The 26,222-nt window shown below is 72.3% G+C and carries 14 protein-coding genes; 12 read left to right on the forward strand and 2 right to left on the reverse strand.

Features of this window, described 5'->3' with window-relative positions; all coding sequences use genetic code 11:
* The first annotated feature begins 102 nt into the window (after positions 1 to 102).
* The 3 genes from LRS74_RS09800 to LRS74_RS09810 all read left to right on the forward strand — a co-directional run bounded on the left by LRS74_RS09800 (position 103) and on the right by LRS74_RS09810 (position 6,235).
* A complete protein-coding gene (locus tag LRS74_RS09800; protein ID WP_277740638.1) occupies positions 103 to 2,385 on the forward strand; it encodes a M4 family metallopeptidase in 2,283 nt (760 codons plus the stop codon).
* Positions 2,386 to 2,714: 329 nt separating this feature from the next.
* The gene (locus LRS74_RS09805; RefSeq protein WP_277744683.1) at positions 2,715 to 4,301 is read left to right on the forward strand and encodes a M4 family metallopeptidase; all 1,587 of its coding nucleotides are present in this window, start codon (positions 2,715 to 2,717) and stop codon (positions 4,299 to 4,301) included.
* A gap of 260 nt (positions 4,302 to 4,561) precedes the next feature.
* Positions 4,562 to 6,235, forward strand: coding sequence for a M4 family metallopeptidase (locus LRS74_RS09810; RefSeq protein ID WP_277740639.1), 1,674 nt, complete (start codon positions 4,562 to 4,564; stop codon positions 6,233 to 6,235).
* Between the two features lie 157 nt (positions 6,236 to 6,392).
* Here LRS74_RS09810 and glgP read toward each other — a convergent pair whose 3' ends face one another.
* Positions 6,393 to 9,071, reverse strand: coding sequence for an alpha-glucan family phosphorylase (gene glgP / locus LRS74_RS09815; protein WP_277740640.1), 2,679 nt, complete (start codon positions 9,069 to 9,071; stop codon positions 6,393 to 6,395).
* Between the two features lie 618 nt (positions 9,072 to 9,689).
* Between glgP and LRS74_RS09820 the strand changes: the two genes are divergently transcribed.
* The 5 genes from LRS74_RS09820 (at position 9,690) to LRS74_RS09840 (ending at position 19,273) form a co-directional block, all read left to right on the forward strand.
* Positions 9,690 to 11,843, forward strand: a complete 2,154-nt coding sequence (locus LRS74_RS09820) for an alpha-1,4-glucan--maltose-1-phosphate maltosyltransferase (RefSeq protein ID WP_277740641.1) — start codon at positions 9,690 to 9,692, stop codon at positions 11,841 to 11,843.
* Positions 11,840 to 13,531, forward strand: coding sequence for a maltose alpha-D-glucosyltransferase (treS, locus tag LRS74_RS09825; protein ID WP_277740642.1), 1,692 nt, complete (start codon positions 11,840 to 11,842; stop codon positions 13,529 to 13,531). Before LRS74_RS09820 ends, treS begins: the two co-directional genes overlap by 4 nt.
* 577 nt (positions 13,532 to 14,108) lie before the next feature.
* A complete protein-coding gene (locus LRS74_RS09830; RefSeq protein WP_277740643.1) occupies positions 14,109 to 15,680 on the forward strand; it encodes a phosphotransferase in 1,572 nt (523 codons plus the stop codon).
* Between the two features lie 372 nt (positions 15,681 to 16,052).
* Positions 16,053 to 18,281, forward strand: coding sequence for a 1,4-alpha-glucan branching enzyme (gene glgB, locus LRS74_RS09835; RefSeq protein ID WP_277744684.1), 2,229 nt, complete (start codon positions 16,053 to 16,055; stop codon positions 18,279 to 18,281).
* A 215-nt stretch (positions 18,282 to 18,496) separates the two neighbouring features.
* Complete coding sequence (locus tag LRS74_RS09840; RefSeq protein WP_277740644.1) at positions 18,497 to 19,273, forward strand: class I SAM-dependent methyltransferase; 777 nt, start codon at positions 18,497 to 18,499, stop codon at positions 19,271 to 19,273.
* 159 nt (positions 19,274 to 19,432) lie between these two features.
* On the opposite strand, the gene LRS74_RS09845 is transcribed toward LRS74_RS09840, so the two are convergent.
* Entirely contained in the window at positions 19,433 to 20,884 is a 1,452-nt protein-coding gene (locus LRS74_RS09845) for a cation:dicarboxylase symporter family transporter (RefSeq protein WP_277740645.1), read from the reverse strand.
* Between the two features lie 169 nt (positions 20,885 to 21,053).
* Here LRS74_RS09845 and LRS74_RS09850 point away from each other — a divergent pair, with 169 nt between their 5' ends.
* The 4 genes from LRS74_RS09850 to LRS74_RS09865 all read left to right on the forward strand — a co-directional run bounded on the left by LRS74_RS09850 (position 21,054) and on the right by LRS74_RS09865 (position 26,221).
* Entirely contained in the window at positions 21,054 to 22,778 is a 1,725-nt protein-coding gene (locus tag LRS74_RS09850) for an ATP-binding protein (RefSeq protein WP_277740646.1), read from the forward strand.
* 319 nt (positions 22,779 to 23,097) lie between these two features.
* The gene (locus LRS74_RS09855; RefSeq protein ID WP_277740647.1) at positions 23,098 to 23,799 is read left to right on the forward strand and encodes a response regulator; all 702 of its coding nucleotides are present in this window, start codon (positions 23,098 to 23,100) and stop codon (positions 23,797 to 23,799) included.
* Between the two features lie 119 nt (positions 23,800 to 23,918).
* Positions 23,919 to 25,310 (forward strand): ABC transporter substrate-binding protein, encoded by a 1,392-nt coding sequence (locus LRS74_RS09860; protein WP_277740648.1) that lies wholly within the window; start codon positions 23,919 to 23,921, stop codon positions 25,308 to 25,310.
* The gene (locus LRS74_RS09865) at positions 25,307 to 26,221 is read left to right on the forward strand and encodes a sugar ABC transporter permease (RefSeq protein WP_277740649.1); all 915 of its coding nucleotides are present in this window, start codon (positions 25,307 to 25,309) and stop codon (positions 26,219 to 26,221) included. The genes LRS74_RS09860 and LRS74_RS09865 overlap by 4 nt, the downstream gene beginning before the upstream one ends.
* Position 26,222 lies beyond the last annotated feature (1 nt).

Raw genomic sequence — 26,222 nt, forward strand, 5'->3', positions numbered from 1 at the left:
CCCCACGCGCACCACGTTCTTCCTCGCTCTCCCCGGTTGGCGTCCCAGCCGACCGGTTGATCCGGACCGCGTCCCACCGCGGCCACCGCAGAAGGAGTCAGCGTGAGACCCACCCCCCATCGGCGCGCCGCCGCGACCGGCGCTCTCGTCGCCGTGACGGCGATGCTCGCAGTCGGCCTCCAGTCCACCTCCGCCACCGCGCGCCCGGACGACGCGAACCCGGTCGCCGGCATCGCGGCGACCAAACCCGACCCCGGCGCGCTGCCGGTGAAGTTGTCCCCCTCCCAGCGTGCGGAGCTGATACGGGAGGCCAACGCCACCAAGGCCACGACGGCCAAGGAGCTCGGCCTGGGCGCCAAGGAGCGGCTGGTCGTCCGCGACGTCTCCCAGGACGTGGACGGCTCCACGCACACCCGCTACGAGCGCACCTACGCGGGACTGCCGGTGCTCGGCGGCGACCTGGTCGTCGACGAGACCAGGAGCGGCAAGGTCGAGTCGGTCGCCAAGGCGACCAAGGCGCGGGTGCAGGTCGCGTCGCTCACCCCGACCGTCAAGCCGGCCGCCGCCTCGCAGGCCGCGGTGAAGTCCGCCAGGGCGCAGGGGTCGAAGGCGTCCGCCGCCGAGCGGGCGCCGCGCAAGGTGATCTGGGCCGCCTCCGGCAAGCCGGTGCTGGCCTGGGAGACCGTCGTCGGCGGCCTCCAGCACGACGGCACGCCCAACGAGCTGCACGTCATCACCGACGCCAAGACCGGCAAGAAGCTGTTCGAGTTCCAGGGCGTCAAGGAGGGCACCGGAAACACCCAGTACAGCGGGCAGGTGACGCTGGGCACGCAGCAGTCCGGCTCCACGTACACGCTGACCGACACCGCCCGCGGCAACCACAAGACGTACAACCTGAACCGCGGCACCTCGGGCGGCACCCTCTTCTCCGGTCCCGATGACATCTGGGGCAACGGCCAGCCCTCCGACACGGAGACCGCGGGCGCCGACGCGCACTACGGCGCCGCGCTGACCTGGGACTACTACAAGAGCGTGCACGGCCGCTCGGGCATCCGGGGTGACGGCGTCGGGGCCTCCTCCCGGGTCCACTACGGCAACAACTACGTCAACGCGTTCTGGCAGGACAGCTGCTTCTGCATGACCTATGGCGACGGGTCCGGCAACGCCAAGCCGCTGACCTCCATCGACGTGGCCGCGCACGAGATGTCCCACGGGGTCACGGCGGCCACCGCCAACCTCACCTACAGCGGCGAGTCCGGCGGTCTGAACGAGGCCACGTCCGACATCTTCGCCGCCGCCGTGGAGTTCTACGGCAACAACGCCCAGGACGTCGGCGACTACCTGGTCGGCGAGAAGATCGACATCAACGGCAACGGCACGCCGCTCCGTTACATGGACAAGCCCTCCAAGGACAGCCGGTCCAAGGACAGTTGGTACTCGGGCATCGGCTCCATCGACGTGCACTACTCCTCCGGTGTCGCCAACCACTGGTTCTACCTGGCCTCCGAGGGCAGCGGCCAGAAGGTGATCAACGGCGTCAGCTACGACAGCCCCACCTACGACAACCTCCCGGTCACCGCGATCGGCCGGGTCAACGCCGAGAAGATCTGGTTCAAGGCGCTGAGCCAGCGCATGACCTCCAACACCAACTACGCCGGCGCGCGCGACGCGACGCTGTGGGCGGCCGGCGAGCTGTTCGGCGTCGGCAGCTCGACGTACAACAACGTGGCCAACGCCTGGGCGGCGGTCAACGTCGGCCAGCGGGTCGCGGACGCGGTGTCCATCACCCCGCCCGGCGACCAGACCACCATCGTCAACACCGCGGCGAACCTGCAGATCCGGGCCACCAGCACCAACCCGGGCGCGCTGCGCTACGCCGCCACCGGGCTGCCCGCGGGCCTGTCGATCAACGCCTCGACCGGTCTGATCTCCGGCACCCCGACCACCACCGGGACCAGCACCGTGTCGGTCACCGTGACCGACTCGGCCAACAAGTCGGCCACCGTCTCCTTCAAGTGGACCGTCAACACCGACGGCGGCGGCAGCGTCTTCGAGAACACCGCCGACGTGGCGATCCCGGACGCCGGCTCGGCCGTGACCTCGCCGATCAACGTCAGTCGGACCGGCAACGCCCCCTCCACCCTCAAGGTGGACGTGGACATCGTCCACACCTACCGCGGTGACCTGGTCATCGACCTGGTGGCGCCGGACGGCACCTCCTACCGACTGAAGGGTTCCAGCGGATCCGACTCGGCGGACAACGTCAAGGCCACCTACACGGTCGACGCCTCCTCCGAGACCGCCAGCGGCACCTGGCTGTTGAAGGTCCAGGACGTCTACTCCCTGGACACCGGCTACATCAACAGCTGGAGGCTGACCTTCTAGACCGACCGGGCCGAGCTCGCCGAGCTCTCACCCCGACTCCCTGAACCAGGCGCCGCCCAAGGTGATCCCGACTCCCTTGGGCGGCGCCTGCGTTCGTGCCACGGCCCGCCCACGACCCGTCCGTAATGCGGAGGTTGGATGTCATCCAACGGACGGATTCCAGCCGACCTGACGCCACACCCGTGACATGTACGCATCGCTTGTGACAGTCTGCCCACGCGCTTCACAGCCGCACCTCTTGTTTCCGGACCGGACGGCACTTCCCCGTCGCCCGGCCCACCCCCCCACAGCAACGAGGAGTTCGTGTGAGCAAGAAGTCCAACACGCACATATCACGTCACACCAAGCGCCGGGTGGCGGCCGCCGCCGGCGCCGCGATCGCCACGGCGGCCCTGGTCGCCACCGGGATGACCTCCGGCGCCGCCCAGGCCACCCCCACCGACGTCGCGGCGCCGCCGAAGGCCACCGGCGCCCAGCCCCTCAAGCTCACCGCTTCGCTCCGCGCGGAGCTGCTGCGGGACGCCGACGCCACCAAGGCCGCCACCGCCCGGACGCTGGGGCTCGGCGCCAAGGAGCGACTGGTCGTCAAGGACGTCGTCAAGGACGCCGACGGCACCCTGCACACCCGCTACAACCGCACCTACGAGGGCCTGCCGGTGCTCGGCGGCGACCTGGTCGTCCACGAGGCGAAGAGCGGCAAGGTCACCGGCGTCACCAAGGCCGCCCGCGCCACCATCAAGCTCGCCTCCACCAAGGCCGCGCTCGCCGCCCCGGCCAAGGACGCCCGCAAGGTGGTCTGGGCGGGCGGCGGCAGCCCGGTGCTGGCCTACGAGACCGTCAAGCGAGGCGTGCAGAAGGACGGCACGCCCAGCGAGCTGCACCTGATCACCGACGCCAGAAGCGGCAAGAAGCTCTTCTCGTACCAGGCCATCGAGACCGGCAGCGGCACCAGCCAGTACAGCGGCAAGGTCGAGGTCGGCAGCAGCAAGGAGGGCGAGGGCTTCACGCTCAAGGACGGCGAGCGCGGCGGCCACCAGACCTTCGACCTCGACCACGGACAGAGCGGTGAGGGCAAGCCGCTCAGCGACTCGGACGACACCTGGGGCAACGGCAAGCCAGACGACCCGCAGACGGCCGCCGTCGACGCCGCCTACGGCGCCCAACTGACCTGGGACTACTACAAGAGCGTGCACGGCCGCTCCGGCATCAAGGGAGACGGCAAGGGCGCCTCGTCGCGGGTCCACTACGGCAGCGGATACGTCAACGCCTTCTGGGACGACGGCTGTTTCTGCATGACCTACGGCGACGGCGAGGGCGACAAGAAGCCGCTCACCTCGATCGACGTCGCGGCGCACGAGATGACGCACGGCGTCACCTCGGCCACCGCCGGCCTGGAGTACAGCGGCGAGTCCGGCGGCCTGAACGAGGCCACCTCCGACATCTTCGCCGCCGCCGTGGAGTTCGGGGCCGGCAACTCCGAGGACGCGGGCGACTACCTGGTCGGCGAGAAGGTCGACATCCGCGGCGACGGGAGCCCGCTGCGCCACATGGACAAGCCCTCCAAGGACGGCAAGTCCAAGGACGACTGGTACGACGGCGTCGGCAACGAGGACGTGCACTACTCCTCGGGCGTGGCCAACCACTTCTTCTATCTGCTGTCAGAAGGCAGCGGCAAGAAGGAGATCAACGGGGTGAGTTACGACTCGCCGACCGCCGATGGCAAGGCAGTAAGCGGCATCGGCCGCGACAAGGCGGAAAAGATCTGGTACAAGGCGCTGACCACCTATATGACCTCGACCACGGACTATCACGCCGCCCGCGAGGCGACGCTGAAGGCCGCGAGCGACCTGTACGGCGCCGACAGCGCCGAGTACAAGGGTGTGGACAGCGCCTGGGCGGGAGTGAACGTCCGCTGATTCCCCGGCGGACGCAGCATTTCTGACCAGCCGTGAGAAACCGACCGGTGCCCGGAATGTAACACTCCGGGCACCGGTCGTATTGTTATATGGATTTGAGATCCTCTTTACCGGACATCTTCCTGCCAATCGCCTATTTCGCCCGTGACATGAACGCGCGATTGATGGCAATCTCTCCATTCATGCGGCGCTCGCCGCGTCTTTGTTCGGTTGGGGGGCGCCGACGCCTGCCCATCCCCCACAGCTAACGGGAGACACGCGTGCCTTCACGTTCCTCCATATCCCGCAGAAACCGCCGCACCGCCGTCGTCGCCGGCGCGGCAACCGTGACCGCGGCCCTGCTGGCCGCGGGCATGACCACCGGGTCCGCGGGCGCGGCCACTCCCAAGACCGCTGAGGCGGGCGCCCAGTCCGTCAAGCTCTCCCCCTCCGTCCGCGCCGAGCTGCTGCGCGACGCCAACGCCACCAAGGCCGCCACCGCCAAGACGATCGGCCTGAGCGGCAAGGAGCAGCTGGTCGTCCGCGACGTCGTCCAGGACGCCGACGGCACCACGCACACCCGTTACGAGCGCACCTACGAGGGTCTGCCGGTCATCGGCGGCGACCTCGTCATCGAGGAGTCGCCGGCGGGCGACACCAAGGACGTCGTCAAGGCCACCGAGGCCGACATCAAGGTCGCCGACACCAAGGCGTCCATCGCCCCGGCCGGCGCCGAGAAGAAGGCCCTGGGCATCGCCAAGGCCGCGGGCGGCACCAAGGCCGAGACCGACAACGCCCCGCGCAAGGTGGTCTTCGCCGCCACCGGCAAGCCGGTCCTGGCGTACGAGACCGTGATCGGCGGCTTCCAGGAGGACGGCACGCCCTCCCGGCTGCACGTCTTCACCAACGCCGACACCGGCGCGAAGCTGGCCGAGTACCAGGACATCAAGACCGGTTCCGGTCACAGCCAGTACAGCGGCGACGTCAAGCTCGGCACCTCCAAGAGCGGCAGCCGTTACACGCTGACCGACAAGGCCCGTGGCGGTCACGTCACGTACAACCTGAAGAACGGCGGCAGCGAGGAGAACCCGAACCCGCCGAAGTGGCGTTACTACGACGCCGACGACAAGTGGGGCAACGGCAAGCCGTCCAACGCCCAGACCGCCGCCGTCGACGCCGCCTACGGTGCCGGCGTGACCTGGGACTACTACAAGAACGTCCTGGGCCGTAAGGGCATCCGCAACAACGGCAAGGCCGCCTACAGCCGGGTCCACTTCGGCCAGAACTACGTCAACGCGTTCTGGGACGACAGCTGCTTCTGCATGACCTACGGCGACGGCGAGGGCAACAAGAAGCCGCTGACCCAGCTGGACGTCGCCGGTCACGAGATGAGCCACGGTCTCACCTCCGCCACCGCCAACCTCAACTACTGGGGCGAGGCCGGCGGTCTGAACGAGGCCACCTCGGACATCTTCGGCACGGCCGTCGAGTGGTACGCCAAGAACGGCAAGGACAAGGGCGACTACCTCATCGGCGAGAAGATCGACATCTTCGGCAACGGCGCCCCGCTGCGGCACATGGACAAGCCCTCCAAGGACGGCTACTCCTACGACTACTGGAACCGCAACATCGGCCAGGACGACCCGCACTTCACCTCGGGTCCGGCCAACCACTTCTTCTACCTGCTCTCCGAGGGCAGCGGGAAGAAGGTCATCAACGGCGTCGAGTACAACAGCCCGACGAAGGATGGCAAGAAGGTCACCGGCATCGGCCGGGCCAAGGCGGAGAAGATCTGGTACAAGGCGCTGACCTCGTACATGACCTCCACCACCAACTACAAGCAGGCGCGTGACGCCACGCTGAAGGCCGCGCGTGCGCTGTACGGCCACAACAGCACGGAGTACAAGGGCGTCAACGCCGCGTGGGCCGGTGTCAACGTCAAGCACCAGGGCTGAGTAGCCCCCTCCGCGCGAGCGGTCCCCCATGACCGGGTGGTGCCCGGGGCTGCCCAGCCGCCCCCGGCACCGCCCACCCAACGACCGGGGCTCCTGGCATCCGCCAGGAGCCCCGTTTCGTATCCCCGGCCGCGCGGCCCCGCGGCCGGCCGCCGGCTCAACGCATCAGCATCCCGGCCGCCTCGCCGCTGTCCGCGAAGGGCTCGGCGACCAGGCCCAGCTCCGCCGGTTCGGCCAGCAGCCGGTGCGCCGGCAGCACCCGCACCGTGTAGCCGAAGGGCCCGGTGCGGTCCAGGGCCAGCGGACCCTCGTACAGCCAGCGGCCGTCCGTGTCGGGGCCGGCGGTCGGCTTCAGCGGCACCCGCTGGGCGTCGCTGATCCGGTCGTCGTCGCCCACCCGCCCGGCGACCACCTGCACCTCCACATCGCCCGGGTCCAGCCCGCCGAGGCCGACCCGGACCCGCAACGGGAGCGTGGCACCCAGCTCCGCCGCGCCCTCGGCGGCCGGGTCCGCGCTGACCGCCGCGGACCAGCCGGCCTCCACATGGTCCACCGCCACCCGCGGCCACGCCTCGCGCACCCGCGCCTTCCAGGCCGCGAACGCCCGCGCCGCGGACGGGTCCAGCGCCCGGTGGGCGTGGGCCGCCGGGGTGTAGAGCCGCTCCACGTACTCCCGCACCATGCGGCCGGCCAGCACCTTGGGGCCGAGGGTGGCGAGGGTGCGGCGCACCATGTCGATCCAGCGCTCCGGCAGGCCGTGGGCGCCGCGGTCGTAGAAGCGCGGCGCCACCCGCTCGGCCAGCAGCTCGTACAGCGCCGCCGCCTCCAGGTCGTCGCGACGGTGCTCGTCGGTGCCGCGACCGTCGGCGGTGGGGATGGCCCAGCCGAAGTCGGGTTCGTACCACTCGTCCCACCAGCCGTCCAGCACCGACAGGTTCAGACAGCCGTTGAGCGCGGCCTTCATGCCGGAGGTGCCGCACGCCTCCAGCGGCCGCAGCGGGTTGTTCAGCCACACGTCGCAGCCGGGGTAGAGCTTCTGGGCCAGCCCCATGCCGTAGTCCGGAAGGAAGACGATCCGGTGCCGCACCCGCGGGTCGTCGGCGAACCGCACCAGCTCCTGGATGAGCCGCTTTCCGCCGTCGTCGGCCGGGTGCGCCTTCCCCGCCACGACCAGCTGCACCGGGCGCTCCGGGTGCAGCAGCAGCTCCAGCAGCCGGTCCCGGTCCCGCAGGATGAGGGTGAGCCGCTTGTACGAGGGGACCCGGCGGGCGAAGCCGATGGTGAGCACGTCCGGATCCAGCACCTGGTCGACCCAGCCGAGTTCGGCGGTGCCGGCGCCGCGCTGCCGCCAGGACGCGTACAGCCGCCGGCGCACCTCCACCACCAGCTGCTCCCGGAGCGAGCGGCGCAGCTCCCAGATCTCGGCGTCCGGGATGCCGGCGACCGAGTCCCAGCGGTCCCGGTCGCCGGCCGCCGGGTCGCCCACGGCCAGCGCGTCCTCGGTGCGGGCCGCCCCGACCTGCCGGGCGCCCAGCCGCAGCACCTCCGGCGCCACCCAGCTGGGCGCGTGCACCCCGTTGGTGACCGAGGTGATCGGCACCTCCTCGGGGTCGAAGCCCGGCCAGAGCCCGGCGAACATCTCCCGGCTGACCCGGCCGTGCAGGGTGGAGACCCCGTTGGCGCGCTGGGCCAGCCGCAGCCCCATCACGGCCATGTTGAAGAGGTTGGGCTCACCCCCCGGGTAGGTCTCCATGCCCAGCGCCAGCACCCGCTCGACCTCGATGCCGGGCAGCTCGCCGTCGTCGCCGAAGTGCCGGGCGACCAGTTCCCGGTCGAAGCGGTCGATGCCGGCGGGGACGGGGGTGTGGGTGGTGAAGACGGTCCCGGCGCGCACCGCCGCCAGGGCGGCGTCGAAGTGGGCTCCGTCGGTGATCAGTTCGCGGATGCGCTCCAGGCCGAGGAAGCCGGCGTGGCCCTCGTTGGTGTGGAACGCCTCGGGCGCGGCGTGGCCGGTCAACCGGCAGTACGCGCGCACCGCGCGCACCCCGCCGATGCCCAGCAGCATCTCCTGCTGGAGCCGGTGCTCGCTGCCGCCCCCGTAGAGCCGGTCGGTGACACCGCGCTCGGCGGGCTCGTTCTCCTCCACGTCGGAGTCCAACAGCAGCAGCGGCACCCGGCCGACCTGGGCCTGCCAGATGTGCGCCCGCAGCAGTCGGCCACCGGGCAGCGCCAGCCGCACCTCGGCCGGGCGCCCGTCGGGCTCGCGCAGCGGCGACAGCGGCAGCTCGTGCGGGTCCAGCACCGGGTAGTGCTCCTGCTGCCAGCCCTCGCGGTCCAGGGACTGCCGGAAGTAGCCGTGACGGTAGAGCAGTCCGACGCCGATGAGCGGGACGCCCAGGTCGCTGGCGGCCTTGAGGTGGTCGCCGGCCAGGATGCCCAGGCCGCCGGAGTACTGCGGCAGCGCGGCGGTGATGCCGAACTCGGGCGAGAAGTAGGCGATGGCGCTGGGCAGTTCACGGGCCGGGGCCGCGCCGCACGCCCGGCTCTGGTACCAGCGGGGTCCGGTGAGGTAGTCGTGCAGATCGTCGGCGGCGGCGGTGAGTCTGCGGAGGAAGCGGCGGTCGCCGGCGAGGGCGGCCAGCCGCGGGACGGACACCGTGCCCAGCAGTCGCACCGGGTCACCGCCGGTGGCCTGCCAGCCCTCGGGGTCGACGGCCTCGAACAGCTCACGGGTCTCGGGGTGCCAGGACCAGCGCAGGTTGCGCGCGAGGTCGCTGAGCGGTCGTAGGGGTTCCGGAAGGACGGGACGCACGCTGAATCGACGAATGGCCTTCACGCTTCGACGGTAGCGGTGCACCACATACCGATTGAGGTGTTTCGCCCGTCCCGACCCCCTCTTTTTGGGCTCGGGTCGTGTGGGGCCCTGCGGCCTGCGCTGGGGCGGAGTGATGAGTGCCGGGGGGGTGGGTGGGTCGGTGCGGGCCGTGGGTAGGGCGGGCGGTGCGGTGGGTGGGGCGGGGGCGGTCCGGGGGACCTTCGGGGCAGCATGATTTACGGGCCTTACCCGTGCCGCCGAGAAGCCCCCTCTTCGCCCGCAGATCACGCGTAAGCGCCCCGAAGACCCCCTGCCCACCCCCTCCCGCCGTAGGCCCCCTGCGCCTGCCACGGAGCTCCTCCTCACGGACGCGTGCGCACTCCAGCGAAGGGCGCTCACAGCGGCCGGAAGTGGACCGGGGCTCAGAAAGGGACGGCAAAAGACGTACGCGCCCCGGATTGTCCCCCCGCGCCTCGTGGAAGGCTTCCCCAACACCCCCCATGGCCCCACGCCATCCGCCCACCAGAGTGAACGCGGACAGGAGCAATCATGCCCGCAGCACGTCGCCCGACAGTGGAGCAGTTACAAAGGACGGACGCCTCCACCGCCCACCAGCCCGCGACCGCGCCAGGTGATCCTATGATCGGACGCATCCCCGTACTGGACATCCGCCCGCTCGTCGACTGCGGCCGACGCCCCGCCAAGGCGGTGGTCGACGAGACCTTCCAGGTCAGCGCCACGGTCTTCCGGGAGGGGCATGACGCGGTGGGCGCCAACGTGGTGCTTCGCGACCCGGCCGGGCGGTCCGGTCCCTGGACCCCGATGCGCGAACTGGCCCCGGGCAGCGACCGCTGGGGAGCCGACGTCACCCCGGACGTCGAGGGCCACTGGACCTACACCGTCGAGGCGTGGAGCCATCCGATCGCCACCTGGCGGCACCAGGCGGGCATCAAGATCCCGGCTGGGCTGGACACCGATCTGGTGCTCGCGGACGGCGCCCGGTTGCACGAGCGCGCCGCCGCCGGAGTGCCCAAGAGCGAGGGGCGGGAGGCGGTGCTGCGCGCCGTCGACGGGCTGCGCGACACGCACCGGCCGGTGGCCGACCGGCTGGCGGCCGCCCTCGCTCCCGAGGTGGTCGGCGCCCTGGAGCTGCATCCGCTGCGCGAGCTGGTCACCGCCTCACGCGCGCTCCCGCTGCGGGTCGAGCGGGAGCGCGCACTGTACGGGGCGTGGTACGAGTTCTTCCCGCGCTCGGAGGGGGCGCGCCTCGTCTCCGGGGACGCGGTCGGAGCGGGCGCGTCCGCCGGTGGCGGGGAGTCGAGAGCGCCGGTGGGCGCGGCGGTCGGGGCGGATGCCGAGGTCCCGTACGCCGTGGGGCCGGACGGCGCACCAAACCACGGGGTGCCCCGGGCCGTCGGCGACGGGCGGCCGCACCTGGTCAGCGGCACGCTGCGGACCGCCGCCGAGCGGCTGCCGGCGATCGCCGCGATGGGCTTCGACGTGGTCTACCTCCCGCCCATCCACCCCATCGGCACCGCCTACCGCAAGGGCCCCAACAACACGCTGTCCGCGGGGCCTTACGACGTCGGTTCGCCCTGGGCCATCGGCTCCGCCGACGGCGGGCACGACGCGATCCATCCGGACCTGGGCACCCTGGAGGACTTCGACCACTTCGTGGCGCGGGCGCGGGAGCTGCGCATGGAGGTGGCGCTGGACTTCGCCCTGCAGTGTTCGCCCGACCATCCGTGGGTCGGCAAGCATCCGGAGTGGTTCCACCACCGGGCCGACGGCAGCATCGCCTACGCGGAGAACCCGCCGAAGAAGTACCAGGACATCTATCCGATCGCCTTCGACGAGGACTTCCGCGGCATCGTGCAGGAGACGGAGCGGGTGCTACGGCACTGGATGGACCACGGGGTGCGCATCTTCCGGGTCGACAACCCGCACACCAAGCCCGTCGCCTTCTGGGAGAAGGTGATCGCGGACATCAACCGGACCGACCCCGACGTGATCTTCCTCGCGGAGGCGTTCACCCGGCCCGCGATGATGCACACCCTGGGCGCGATCGGCTTCCAGCAGTCGTACACGTACTTCACCTGGCGCAACGAGAAGCGGGAGCTGACCGAGTACCTGACGGAGCTGACCGGGGACGCAGCCGCCTCCATGCGGCCCAACCTCTTCGTGAACACCCCCGACATCCTGCACGCCTACCTCCAGCACGGCGGCCGCCCGGCCTTCGAGGTGCGCGCGGTGCTGGCCGCCACCCTCTCCCCCACCTGGGGCGTCTACTCGGGGTACGAGCTGTGCGAGAACACCCCGGTGCGACACGGCAGCGAGGAGTATCTGGACTCGGAGAAGTACCAGCTGCGACCGCGCGACTGGGCCGCGGCCGAGCGCGCGGGGCGAACGATCGCGCCGCTGATCACGGCGCTCAACCGACTGCGGCGTCGCCACCCCGCGCTGCGTCAGCTACGTAATCTGCGCTTCCACCAGGCGGACAACGACGCCGTCCTCGTCTACTCCAAGCGCACCCCGGCGCCCCGCGAGGACTGCGTGCTGACCGTGGTCAACCTCGACCCCCACCACACCCAGGAAGCCACGGTCTCGTTGGACATGGCGGAACTCGGCCTCGACTGGCATGAGTCCGTCCCGGTGCGCGACGAGCTCACCGGCGAGACCTACCACTGGGGCAGGGACAACTATGTGCGCCTTGAGCCGGGCCGATCGATGGCGCCCGCGCATGTGCTGTCCCTGCGACCGTCCTCACCGATCGGAGGGTCACCCACACCATGATCGTCAATGAGCCCGTCCCGGACACCTTCGAGGACACTCCCGCCAAGGACCGGGATCCCGAATGGTTCAAACGCGCCGTCTTCTACGAGGTGCTGGTGCGTTCGTTCCAGGACAGCAACGGCGACGGCATCGGCGACCTCAAAGGTCTGACGGCCAAGCTCGACTACCTGCAATGGCTGGGCGTCGACTGCCTGTGGCTGCCCCCGTTCTTCGCCTCCCCGCTGCGCGACGGCGGCTACGACGTGTCCGACTACACCGCCGTGCTGCCGGAGTTCGGTGACCTAGCCGACTTCGTGGAGTTCGTCGACGCCGCACACCACCGCGGCATGCGCGTCATCATCGACTTCGTCATGAACCACACCAGCGACCAGCACCCGTGGTTCCAGGAGTCCCGCTCCGACCCCGAGGGGCCGTACGGCGACTACTACGTCTGGGCCGACGACGACAAGCAGTACCAGGACGCTCGGATCATCTTCGTCGACACCGAGCAGTCCAACTGGACCTTCGACCCGGTACGCAAGCAGTACTACTGGCACCGCTTCTTCTCGCACCAGCCGGACCTCAACTTCGAGAACCCGGCCGTCCAGGAGGAGGTGATGGCCGCCCTGCGCTTCTGGCTGGACCTCGGGATCGACGGCTTCCGGCTGGACGCCGTCCCGTATCTGTACGCGCAGGAGGGCACCAACTGCGAGAACCTGCCGCGGACGCACGAGCTGCTGAAGCGGGTCCGCGCGGAGATCGACGCCCACTACCCGGACACCGTGCTGCTGGCCGAGGCCAACCAGTGGCCCGAGGACGTCGTCGACTACTTCGGCGACTACACCAAGGGCGGCGACGAGTGCCACATGGCCTTCCACTTCCCGGTCATGCCGCGCATCTTCATGGCGGTCCGGCGGGAATCCCGCTACCCGGTCTCGGAGATCCTCGCCAAGACCCCGGCCATCCCCGCCGGCTGCCAGTGGGGCATCTTCCTGCGCAACCACGACGAGCTGACGCTGGAGATGGTCACCGACGAAGAGCGCGACTACATGTACGCGGAGTACGCGAAGGATCCGCGGATGCGCGCCAACATCGGTATCCGCCGCCGACTGGCCCCGCTGCTGGACAACGACCGCAACCAGATCGAACTGTTCACCGCGCTGCTGCTCTCCCTGCCCGGCTCGCCGATCCTCTACTACGGCGACGAGATCGGCATGGGCGACAACATCTGGCTGGGCGACCGGGACGCGGTCCGCACCCCCATGCAGTGGACACCTGACCGCAACGCGGGCTTCTCCTCCTGCGACCCGGGGCGGCTGTACCTGCCGACCATCATGGACCCGGTCTACGGCTACCAGGTCACCAATGTCGAGGCGGCCATGAGCAGCCCGTCCTCGCTGCTCCACTGGACCCGGCGGATGATCGAGATCCGTAAGCAGAACCCGGCCTTCGGTCTGGGATCCTTCACCGAGCTGCCGTCCAGCAACCCGGCCGTCCTCGCGTTCTTGCGCGAGTACAAGGACGACCTGGTGCTGTGCGTGAACAACTTCTCGCGCTTCGCCCAGCCCACCGAGCTGGACCTGCGCGCCTTCGGCGGCCGCAACCCGGTCGAGCTGATCGGCGGCGTCCGTTTCCCGGCCATCGGTGAACTCCCGTACCTGCTGACCCTCGGCGGTCACGGCTTCTACTGGTTCCGCCTTCGCCGCTAGCGCGGCACGCTTTCGCACTACGGCGCCCCCGTTCCGCCGCCCCCTCCCCTGCGGGTCCCCTGCGGGGCGCACGCCGTCGGGAGACCCCCGCCCGCGCGGGAACGGCGCGCCACCCCCACCGGGCGGGTCCGGCGGAAGCACCACCACCCCAGCGGGACACCCCCACCCCAGGCCGGTCCGGCACCGCCGAACACCGCCGTCAAACGACCCACCGTCGCGGCGGAAACAGGTCCCTCACCCATGGGAGACGGCGCGCCACACCACGGCGGGACCGGCGGAACCACCACCACCCCCAGGCCGGTCCGGCACCGCGGCTACGGCGCGTCGGTGAGCGCCCCACCCGGCTCCTCGTCCGCCTTCACCCTCATGGCGGACACACAGACCCCGGCGTGGGCCGGGACGTTAGGGCGGCGCCGCACGGGGCAGCCTCCCTACGTCGCGCGCGGCGCCGAGCACTCGGCACGCGTCGCCGTACGGACGATCCTCGCCCGACACGTCCCGCACGTCGCACAGCCATTGCCGCAATCCGGGACACTTTGCCCTATCTGTCGTGTGCCCGGGGAAAGGACGCGACGCCATGCCGGAAGCCCCCTTCGCCCGGAGGACACCGCACGCATCGGCGGGTGTGCCGCACGCCGCCGGTGCGCCGGGCGCCCGCGCCCCGGCTGGGCTGCTCCCCTCGCTCGCGCCGCTGCTGGCGCGGTGGCTGCCCCGGCAGCGGTGGTTCGCCGGAAAGGGGCGCCCGATCACCGGCTTCGCACTCGTCTCGGCGGCCGAGCTGCTGCCGTGCGCGGCCGGCGGGGCCACCCCCGGCCTGCTGCACCTCCTGGTCCGGGCCGAGCAGCCCGGCACCCCGGCGGGCGGCCCGGGCGCCGACTGCTACCAGATCCTGCTGGGCGTGCGCTCCACCCTCCCGCCGCTGCTCGCGCCCGCGCTGGTGGGGCGGCCGACCGGCGGGCCGCTGGACGGGCAGACGGTCTACGAGGCGCTGTACGACCCGCGGCTCGCCACCCTGCTGCTGGAGCGGCTGCGGGTGCCGGGCCGGCTCGGCCCGCTCCGCTTCGCCCGCGAGCCGGCCACCAGCATGCCCTCGGTGCTCACCCCGCGGCTGATCACAGCCGAGCAGTCCAACTCCTCGGTGGTCTACGGGGAGGCGTACATCCTCAAGATCTTTCGCCGGGTGAGCCCGGGGGTCAACCCGGACCTGGAGCTGCCGCTGGCCCTGGCCCGCACCGGCTGTGCCCGCGTGCCCTCGCCCACCGCCTGGTTCGAGACCGTCCCGGCCGGCGCCGACAGCGCGCCCTTCACCCTCGGGGTCCTCCAGCCGTACCTCGCCGGCTCCACCGACGGCTGGCAGCTGGCGCTGCGCGCGCTGGCCCGGCACGCCGACTTCGCGCCCGCGGCGCACGCGCTGGGCCGGGCCACCGCCGAGGTGCACCTGGCGATGGCGCAGGCGCTGCCCACGGTCATACTGCGCCGCCCGCAGATCGACACGCTGGTGGCCGCCATGACCGAGCGGCTCAACGCGGCCGCGTCCGCCGTGCCCGCCCTGCACCCCTACCGTGCCGCGCTGCGCGCCGCGTTCGACGACCTGGCGGGCCTGGGCCGCGCGGGGCACTGCTGGGCGGCCCAGCGCATCCACGGGGACCTGCACCTGGGCCAGGTGCTGCGGGCGGCGGACGACGGGCCGTGGTCGCTGATCGACTTCGAGGGCGAGCCCAGCCGCCCGCTCGCCGAACGCCGCCGCCCGCAGCCCGCGGTGCGGGACGTCGCCGGCATGCTGCGGTCCTTCGACTACGCCGCCGCGGTCGCCAGCCGGACCCGCGCGGCCGAGCAGGGCGGGGGTGCGGCCACCGCCCCGCGGACCGGGTCGCGGACGGGCGGCGGCGGGACCGGGGAGCCGGGCGGACGCGGCGACGCGCCGGCCGCGGAGTGGGCGCTGCGCACCCGCGCGGCGTTCTGCGCGGGCTACGCCCAGGCGTCCGGCGCCGACCCGCGCGACGCGCCCGAGCTGCTGCGCGCGTACGAGACCGACAAGGCGATCTACGAGGTGCTCTACGAGGCCCGGCACCGCCCCGACTGGCTCTCCGTCCCGATGTCCGCCATCCGCCGCCTGGCCGGCGTCCCCCGGACCGCGCGCGGCACCTGACCACCCCGCACCCACCTCGTCACCCGGCTGGCGGTGCCGCCGCTCGCCGCCCAAGGAGGACCTTCCGTGACCGCTCGACCGCCGTCCCCCAGCGACCCGTCCGACCAGGTCCCGCCCCCGCCCCCGGTGCTGCCCCCGCTGGCGGGGCCGTCCGGGCGGCCCGCGTCCCCCGCCGGCGTCCCGGCGACGTTCCTCCCCGACCGCCCGGAGGCGTCCGGGCCGAGCGGGGCGGGTCGCGGGCGGTCCTCGTACGACGCCCCGCCGACCCCCCGCGCGCAGCGGGCCGCGGAGCCCGGGGCGCGGCGGGAGGACGCGGCGGCGACCGACGTGCGCCGGGCGGTGACCGGGCGGCCGCCGCGGCCCGGCGAGGCCGTGGCCGAACCGGCGCCCACCGACGGCAGCCAGGGGGTGCGGCCGGCGCCACCGCTGGACGCCGGGGAGCGGGAGCGGCTGCTGGCCGGCGCGCACCACGACCCGCACGCCGTGCTGGGCGCGCACCTGGTGGGCGGCGGGGTCTGCTTCCGGGTGCTGCGCCCGTTCGCCCGGTCGGTCGTGATCAGCGCCAAGGGGCTGCGGGCGCGGCTGCGCTCGGAGGGCGACGGGCTGTTCTCCGGGGTGCTGCCGCTGCGCGAGATCCCCGACTACCGGCTGCTGGTGGCGTACGACGGCGACGAACTGGAGCTCCAGGACCCGTACCGCTTCCTGCCCGCCCTGGGCGAGGTGGACCTGCATCTGATCGGCGAGGGCCGGCACGAGCGGCTGTGGCAGGCGCTGGGGGCGCACCCCATGACGCACCAGCAGGTCACCGGGGTGCGCTTCACCGTCTGGGCACCGAACGCGCGTGGCGTGCGGGTGGTGGGCGACTTCAGCTACTGGAACGGCACCGCGTTCCCGATGCGGTCGCTGGGGCGCTGCGGGGTGTGGGAGCTCTTCCTCCCGGGGGTGGCCGAGGGGGCGCTGTACAAGTTCGAGATCGTCGGCCCCGACGGCAGCCGCACGCTGCGCGCCGACCCGATGGCGCGGCGCACCGAGTGCCCGCCGGCGACCGCCTCGGTGGTGCACACCTCGTACCACCGCTGGCGCGACGAGGAGTGGATGGCGCGCCGGGCCGGGTTCCGCCCGCACGAGTCGCCCTTCTCGGTCTACGAGGTGCACCTGCCCTCCTGGCGGCCGGGGCTGACCTACCGCCAGCTGGCCGAGCAGCTGCCCGGCTATGTGAAGGACCTCGGCTTCACCCATGTGGAGTTCCTGCCGGTGGCCGAGCACCCGTTCGGCGGCTCCTGGGGCTACCAGGTCACGGGCTTCTACGCGCCGACCGCCCGGCTGGGCACTCCCGACGACTTCAAGTACCTCGTGGACGCGCTGCACCGGGCGGACATCGGGGTGCTGATCGACTGGGTGCCCGCGCACTTCCCCCGGGACGACTGGGCGCTGGCCGCGTTCGACGGCACACCGCTGTACGAGCACGCCGACCCACGGCGCGCCGCGCACCCCGACTGGGGGACCCTGGTCTTCGACTACGGCCGCACCGAGGTGCGGAACTTCCTGGTCGCCAACGCGGTCTACTGGTGCGAGGAGTTCCACATCGACGGGCTGCGGGTGGACGCGGTCGCCTCGATGCTCTATCTGGACTACTCGCGCGAGGCGGGCGAGTGGACGCCGAACGAGCACGGTGGCCGCGAGGACCTGGACGCCGTCTCCTTCCTCCAGGAGATGAACGCCACGGTCTACCGGCGCTGCCCGGGCGTGGTGACCATCGCCGAGGAGTCCACGGCCTGGGACGGGGTGACCCGGGCCACCCACCACGTCGGCGCCAGCGGCTTCGGCGGCCTCGGCTTCGGGCTGAAGTGGAACATGGGCTGGATGCACGACTCGCTCGACTACATGACCCACGAGCCGGTGCACCGCAAGTACCACCACCACGAGATGACCTTCTCGATGGTCTACGCGTACAGCGAGAACTACGTGCTGCCGATCTCGCACGACGAGGTGGTGCACGGCAAGCGGGCGCTGGTCTCCAAGATGCCCGGGGACTGGTGGCAGCGGCGCGCGAACCACCGCGCCTACCTGGGCTTCATGTGGGCCCACCCGGGCAAGCAACTGCTCTTCATGGGGCAGGAGTTCGCGCAGGGCGCCGAGTGGTCCGAGAGCCACGGCCCCGACTGGTGGCTGCTGGACCCCTCGTACTCCGCGGAGCCGGACCACCGGGGCGTGCGCGACCTGGTCCGCGAGCTCAACCACCACTACCTGGGCGAACCCGCGCTCTGGCAGCGGGACATCGTCCCCGAGGGCTTCCGCTGGATCGACGGCGACGCCGCCGACGACAACGTCTTCGCGTTCGTCCGCTTCGCCGCCGACGGCTCCCCGCTGATCGCCGTCAGCAACTTCTCCCCCGTGGTGCGCCACGAGTATCGCATCGGCGTCCCCGACGGGTTCCCGCTCTGGCGGGAGGTCCTCAACACCGACAGCCCCCGCTTCGGCGGCAGCGGCGTCGGCAACCCCGACCCCCTGAAGACGGACCCCACCCCCTGGCACGGCTGCCACAGCAGCATCCTGCCGGTGCTGCCGCCGCTGGCCACGGTGTGGCTGAAGCCGGTCTGACCACGCCCGTGCCCGAGCGCGCGCGGTCGGACGGGCCGGGGCGCACGCGCGGCCCTGCGGCCGGCGCCCTGGGAGGTCCCGGACGCCGGTGACCTGGATGGCACCGCCTGGGTGGCCCGGTCCACGGGAGCGGCGCAGAGTGGATGGCTGTACGCCCCGCTCGGCCCCGGACCGGCCCTGAGACCGAGGACCGCCACACGACCAAGGACCTCACGATGACCACGACCCGCGCCGCCGACCGCGCCCGCCTCGGCCACAGGATCCGCCACGCCTCCCGGCACCCCGACCGTGTCGTGCCGTATCTGCGCAGGCTCGGCCGTGACTGGAGGCTGCGGCTCACCACCCGTGACCATGTGGCCTACTACCGTGCGGTGATGAAGGCGGACACCGCCAGAAGCCCTTCCGCCGCGGTCGGCAGCGCGACCGAGGAGCGGTGGCTCGCGCTCGGCGAGCTGCAGTTCGACTATCTGCTGCGGCACGGGCTCAGTCCGAAGGACCGGATGCTGGAGATCGGCTGCGGCAACCTGCGCGCGGGCTGGCGGTTCATCGACTATCTGCGCCCCGGGCACTACCACGGCATCGACATATCCCCCGAGATCCTCTTCGCGGCGGCCGACACCCTCGCCGAACGCGGCCTCCAGTCCAAGGTCCCCCACCTCACCCTCGTCCGCGATCTGCGGCTCTCCGCCCTGCCCGCCGGGTACTTCACCGTGGTGCACGCGCACAGCGTGTTCTCACACTCCCCGATCGAGGTCGTCGACGAGTGCCTGCGCAACATCGCGCGGGTCATGGCCCCGCGCGCCTTCTTCGACTTCACCTTCAACCGCACCGAGGGCGAGCACCACCACGTGTTGCGGGAGGACTTCTACTACCGGGCCGACACGCTGACCGAACTCGCCGCCTCCCACGGCCTCTGGGCCCGTGTCATGGAGGACTGGGAGCGGATGCCCCACAAGCAGTCCAAGATCCGCGTGCGCAGCGTCCGGAGGTGAGTCGTCTGCGGTGCCCGCGCGGGAAGAGACGCACGGCGGCCCTGCCTCGCCGATATGAGGCAGGGCCGCCGCGTTGCCCCGGGGGGAGGGGCGTCTGAGGAGGCAACCCGGGGCGTCTGGGGGGACCGGAGTCGAGTCGCGGCTGTCGCCGCGGGAGCGTCAGACGGTCGCCGGTTCCTTGGCCGCCGCGCCGTTGGGGCCCTCGGTCCCGGCGGCGTCCGTGTCGGCCGCGTCCCGTGCCGACTCGGGGTCGGCCGGGACGCCGTGGCCGTCGTCCACCAGCGTCTTCTCGTCGAACGGCAGTCGGCCGGCCAGCACCTCGGCCATCCGCTCCTTGTCGATCTCCTTGGTCCAGGTGCCGACGAGGACGGTCGCCACGGCGTTCCCGGCGAAGTTGGTGAGGGCGCGCGCCTCGCTCATGAAGCGGTCGATACCGACGATCAGTCCCACGCCGTCGACCAGCTCGGGGCGGTGCGACTGGAGGCCGCCGGCCAGCGTGGCCAGGCCCGCGCCGGTGACGCCGGCCGCGCCCTTGGACGCGATGATCATGAAGAGCAGCAGCGAGATCTGCTGGCCGACGGAGAGCGGGTCGCCCATCGCCTCGGCGACGAAGAGCGAGGCCATCGTCAGGTAGATCGCGGTGCCGTCGAGGTTGAAGGAGTAGCCGGTGGGCACCGTGATGCCGACGACCGGCTTGCTGACGCCGGCGTGCTCCATCTTCGCGATCAGGCGCGGCAGCGCCGACTCGGACGAGGAGGTGGACAGGATCAGCAGGAACTCCCGCGCCAGGTACTTCAGCAGCAGGAACAGGTTCACCCCGGCGACCAGGCGCAGGATCGTGCCGAGGACGACCACCACGAAGAGCAGACAGGTGATGTAGAAGCCGACCATGATGACGGCCAGGGACTTCAGCGCGTCCACGCCCGTCTCGCCGACCACCGCGGCGATCGCGCCGAAGGCGCCCACCGGGGCCGCCCACATGACCATGCCGAGCACCCGGAAGACCAGCCGCTGGATGTGGCCGATGCCGCGCAGCACCGGCTCCCCGGTACGGCCCATCGCCTGCAGCGCGAAGCCGACGAGCAGCGCGACCAGCAGCGTCTGGAGCACCTCGCCCTCGGTGAAGGCGGAGACCAGCGTCTTGGGGATGATGCCGAGCAGGAAGTCGGCGGTGGACTCGTGGGCGCCGCTCGCCTGGGCCTCGCCGGCCTTGGCCGCCTCCTTGGTGAGGTGCAGCCCGCTGCCCGGCTCCAGGATGTTGCCGACGAGCAGACCGATCGCCAGGGCGACGGTGGACATCAGCAGGAAGTAGCCGAGCGCCAGGCCGCCGACGGCGCCCACCTTCGCGGCCTTGCGGACCGACCCCACGCCGAGCACGATCGTGCAGAAGATGATCGGCGAGATCATCATCTTGATCAGATTGACGAAGCCGGCGCCGATCGGCTTGAGCTCCGCGGCCACGCCGGGCGCGGCGAAGCCCACCGCGATGCCGGCGACCACCGCGCCGATGACGGCGAGGTAGAGGTAGTGGGTGCGGTCCCGGCGGGCGGCCTCCGGCTGTCTTGCTCCCGGTTCCTGTCCGGCGTCCCGGGTCGAGGTCTGCGCGGCCACGGCTGCCTCCTTCTGTACTGGCTCGTCCTGGCGGTGTACGTGGTCGTCCGGGTGGGGTCACGTGCGGCTCACGTCCTGGACGGTCCCGGTGACTATGCACCAGGCTGTGACGGCGGTCACCCTTCCGTACATTTCGTTCACGCCGGGCGGCGCGGGCACACTGAGCGCTATGCGCGTCCCCCGTCCCCGGAGCCTGGCCGGCCAGCTCTTCGCCATGCAGGTGGTGCTGGTCGCGGTCGTGGTCGCCGGCTGCGCGGTCTTCGCGTACCTCACCGACCGGAACCAGGCCGAGGCCGCCGCGCGCCGCCAGGCCACGGCCGCGGCGACCGCCGTGGCCGCCTCCCCCGCGGTCGTCGCCGCCGTGCAGTCGGCCTACCCGACCGCCACGCTCCAGCCGTACGCGGAGCGGGTGCGCCGGAACACCGACGTCACCTTCGTCACGATCATGAACACCCGGGGCGTCCGCTGGACCCACCCCGACCCGGCCCGTATCGGCGAGAACTTCCTCGGCCACATCGGGCCCGCGCTGCGCGGCCGCACCTTCTCCGAGACGTACACCGGCACCCTGGGTCCCTCGGTGCGGGTGGTCACCCCGGTCCGCGACCACGGGCGGATCGTCGCCCTGGTCAGCGCGGGCATAACGGTCGAGGAGATCAGCCACCAGGCGCGCGGCCAGCTGCTCGCCCTGCTGGCCGTCGCGCTCGCCGCGCTGGCCCTCGGCGGCCTGGGCACCTACGTCGTCAACGCCCGGCTGCGCCGCCACACCCACGGCATGAACGCCACCGAGCTCAGCCGGTTGCACGACTACCACGAGGCCGCGCTGCACGCCGTGCGCGAGGGGCTGCTGATGCTCGACGGGCAGCGGCGGATCGCCCTGGTCAACGACGGGGCGCAGGAGCTGCTGGGGCTGCCGCCGGACGCGGTCGGCCGGTACGTCAGCGAGCTGGGTCTGCCGGCGCGGCTCACCGGCGCCCTGCTGGCCGCCGAACCGCGCGTCGACGAGCTGCACCTCACCGCGGAGCGGGTGCTGGTGGTCAACACCTCCCCCGTCAGCGGCGGTGAGCGGCGCGGCACCGTGGTGACCCTGCGCGACCACACCGAGCTCCAGGCGCTCTCCGGCGAGCTGGACTCGGTGCGCGGCTTCGCCGAGGCGCTGCGCTCCCAGGCCCACGAGGCCGCCAACCGGCTGCACACCGTGGTCTCGCTGATCGAGCTGGGCCGGGCGGCCGAGGCGGTGGACTTCGCCACGGCCGAGCTGGAGCTGGCCCAGGCGCTCACCGACCAGGTGGTGGCGGCCGTCGCCGAACCGGTGCTGGCCGCGCTGCTGCTGGGCAAGGCCGCGCAGGCCAACGAGCACGGCGTGGAGCTGGTGCTGGCCCCGGACAGCCGCATCGACGACGGCGTCCTGCCGGCCGGCCTGCCGGCCCGGGACCTGGTGACCATCCTCGGCAACCTCATCGACAACGCCATGGACGCGGCGATGGACACCGCGGCGGACCAGGCCCACCGGCCGGCCGGCCGCGAGGGCGCGGCCGCGGACCCGAGCGCCCAGGCGAACGCGTGCGCTCCCGCGGACGCCGACGCTAACGCGGGTGCGGGGCACCGGGCCCGGGTCACGGTCACCGCCCGCGCGGCCGACGGCGAGCTGCTCCTGGCGGTCAGCGACACCGGCGCCGGGGTCGCCCCCGCCGACGCCGAGGAGATCTTCGAACGCGGCTGGAGCACCAAGGCCCCGCCCTCCGCCGGCCCCGCCGCCCCCGGCCGCGGGCTCGGCCTCGCCCTCGTCCGCCAGGCGGCCCGCCGCAACGGCGGCACGGTGGAGGTCACCCCCGCCGGCCCCGCCGACGGCGCCCCCTGCGGGGCGACCTTCGCGGTCCGGCTGCCGCTGGTCTGACCCGGGCCGCCGGCTCCGGCGGGCGGGCGAGCCGCGGTCGCCGAGCCCCAGCAGCGGGTCCTCCGCCTCGACGGCCGCGACGAGCGTCTCCCGCGCCCGCCGCGCGGCGGACCGCCGTCGCCGGCCGCCCGCGGGTGCCGTGGGTCCGGGGCCCCGTCGCCGGCCGCCCGCGCGTGCCCCGCGTCGGGCCCGCGGTCGGGGGACGTGCGCGGTCGCCGGTAGGCCCCGGCGCGTCGCTGGCGTATTCTCGGCCGCGCCGCGCCGTGGGGCGCCTCCAGGGGGCACCTCTCGGCGGGAGCCGGGGAGAAAGGATCACACCATGAGCGCGCCGTACGCCATTCGCGTGCTCGTCGTCGAGGACGACCCGGTCGCCGCGGACGCGCACGCGCTGTACGTCTCCCGCGTGCCCGGGTTCACCGTCGCCGGCACCGTGCACTCCGGGAGCGGGGCGCGCCGCCATCTGGAGCGGCACCCGGTCGACCTGCTCCTGCTCGACCTGTACCTCCCCGACGCCCACGGCCTCCAGCTGATCCGCTCGTTGCGCGCCGCGGGCCACACCGCCGACGTGATCGCGGTGACCTCGGCGCGGGACCTGGCCATGGTGCGGGAGGGCGTCTCGCTCGGGGTGGTGCAGTACGTCCTGAAGCCCTTCACCTTCGCCACGCTCCGGGACCGGCTGCTGCGCTACGCCGCGTTCCGCGCCACCGCGGGCGAGGCCAGCGGCCAGGACGAGGTGGACCGCGCCCTGGCGGCGCTGCGCGCGCCGCAACCCGCCGAGCTGCCCAAGGGGCTGACCCCGGCCACCCTGCGGGCGGTGACCGAGGCGCTGCGGGCCGCCGAGAACGGCATCTCGGCGACGGCCACGGCGGAGGCGGTCGGCATCTCCCGGATCACCGCCCGCCGCTATCTGGAACACCTGGTCGACACCCTGCGCGCCGAGCGCGCCCCGCAGTACGGCCAGGTCGGCCGCCCCGAGCTGGTCTACCGCTGGCTCAGCAAGGGCTCGCCCCCGGGGCGTTGACCACCCGGCCGCACGGCCGCCCTGGCCGCCCCGGCCGCCACGCCCGGCCCATTGACCTCCACGGAAGGTAACCGTACGGTCACCGAGCAGCAGCCACCGAGGCGAGCAGCCAGGAGGTCGTGCCCGTGCGCCCCACCGCCACCCCCGCCCGAACCGCCGCGGTCGTCCTCGCCGCCCTCCTCGCCGCCGCCGGGCTCACCGCCTGCGGCGACGGCGCGGGCGGCGACCCGAACACCGTCAAGGTCGCCTACAACCGCTCGACCGACAACGCGGTGCGCCACAAGGACCGCTATCTCGCCGCGGTCAAGGAGGAGTTCGAGAAGGCCCACCCCGGCAAGAAGGTCAAGCTGATCCCGATCCAGGCGCCGGACAACGACTACGCCGCCAAGATGCAGCAGATGATGCGGTCCTCGAAGACGGCCCCCGACGTGATCTACGAGGACGGCTTCCGGATCGGCTCCGACATCGAGGCGGGCTATCTGCGCCCGCTGGACGAGTACCTGACGACCTGGCGGGACTGGGACCGGTACGCCCCCGCCGCGCGAGAGGCGGCGCGCGGGGAGGACGGGAAGACGTACGGGGTGCCCGTCGGCACCGACACCCGCGGGCTGTGGTTCAACAAGGAGATCTTCGCCAGGGCCGGCCTGCCCGCCGACTGGCGGCCCCGGGACTGGGCCGAGGTGCTGGACGCGGCCCGCACCGTGAAGCGCCGGGTCCCCGGGGTCATCCCGCTCAACGTCTACACCGGCAAGGGACCGGGCGAGGCGGCCGTGATGCAGGGCTTCGAGATGCTGCTGTACGGCACGGTCGACGGCCGGGGCGAGGACCCGCTGTACGACCGCGAGGCGAAGAAGTGGATCACCGGCAGCCGCGGTTTCCGCGACGCCCTCGGCTTCGTGCGGACCGTCTACGCGGAGAAGCTGGGCCCCGACGTCTCCGACGCCCTCGACCCGAACGTGAACACCAGCGTCTTCGGCGACTGGCTGCCGGACGGCGAGCTCGCCATCGCCCTGGACGGCTCCTGGCTGGGCCAGAACTGGATCAGGACCGGCGGCAGGCCCTGGCCGCGGTGGTCGCGCGTCCTCGGCCAGGCGCCGATGCCCACCCAGGCCGGGCAGGCCCCGGGAAGGGTCAGCATGTCCGGCGGCTGGACCTGGGCGATCCCCGCCGAGTCCACCAAGCCCGCGCTGGCCTGGAAGTTCATCGAGACGCTCCAGACCAGGGAGAACGCCGCCGAGTGGAATGTGACCGACGCGCAGATCGCGGTCCGCCGGGACGTGGCGGAGGACCCGGGGTACCTGCGCTCCATGCCCGGCGTCGACTTCTTCACCGACCTGGTCGACGTCACCCGCTACCGCCCCGCGCTCCCGGTCTATCCGCAGGTCTCCGCGGCGATCGGGGAGGCGATGGAGGCGGTGACGACGGGCGACGCCTCCCCCCGGGAGGCCGCGAGGGCGTACGACGAGGAGCTCGCGTCCCTCACCGACGCCGTGGTGCGGCGGGACCGATGACGGCCACCGCCACCCGACCGGACGCGGCCGCCGAGCGGACCGCCGGCCGTGCGCCCCGCCGCCGGCCGCTGCGCTGGCTGCCGCTCGCCCCGGCCACCGTTCTCCTGCTGCTCTTCCTCGGCGGGCCGATCTGCTACTGCGCGTACATCGCCTTCACCGACGCGCAGTTGACCGGCTCGTCCACCACCGACTTCGTCGGCCTCGACAACTTCCGGCGGGCCTTCGGGGACCCGGACTTCCGCAACGCCGTCGTCCTCACCCTCGTCTTCACCGTGGTCTCCTCCCTGCTCGGCCAGAACACCCTGGGCCTGGCGCTGGCCCTGCTGATGCGCCGCGCCTCCCGCCCGGTGCGCACGCTCACCGGAGCGATCGTCATCGCCGCCTGGGTGGTGCCGGAGATCGTCGCCGGCTTTCTGCTGTACGCCTTCTTCCGCCGCGAGGGCACCCTCAACGCCCTCCTCGACCAGCTCCATCTGCCCGGCCAGAACTGGCTGTTCACCCTCCCCATCCTCGCCGTCTCCTTCGCCAACGTCTGGCGGGGCACGGCCTTCTCGATGCTGGTCTACTCCGCGGCGCTGGCCGACATCCCCGACGAGATCACCGAGGCGGCCGAGGTCGACGGCGCGCGCGGTCCGCGCCGGCTCTGGTACGTCACGCTGCCGATGATCCGCCGCTCCATCGGCACCAACCTCATGCTCAACACCCTCCAGACCCTGTCGGTCTTCGGCCTCATCTGGGCGATGACCCGCGGTGGGCCCGGCAACCGCAGCCAGACCCTCCCGGTGTTCATGTACGACCAGGCGTTCCTGAAGAGCCTGATCGGCTACGGCACGGCGGTGGCCCTGCTGTTGCTGCTGGTGGGCGCCGTCTTCTCCACGGTCTATCTGCGGCTGCTGCGCGAGGAGGTGTGAC

Source organism: Streptomyces sp. LX-29 (genome assembly GCF_029541745.1).
GTDB lineage: Bacteria > Actinomycetota > Actinomycetes > Streptomycetales > Streptomycetaceae > Streptomyces.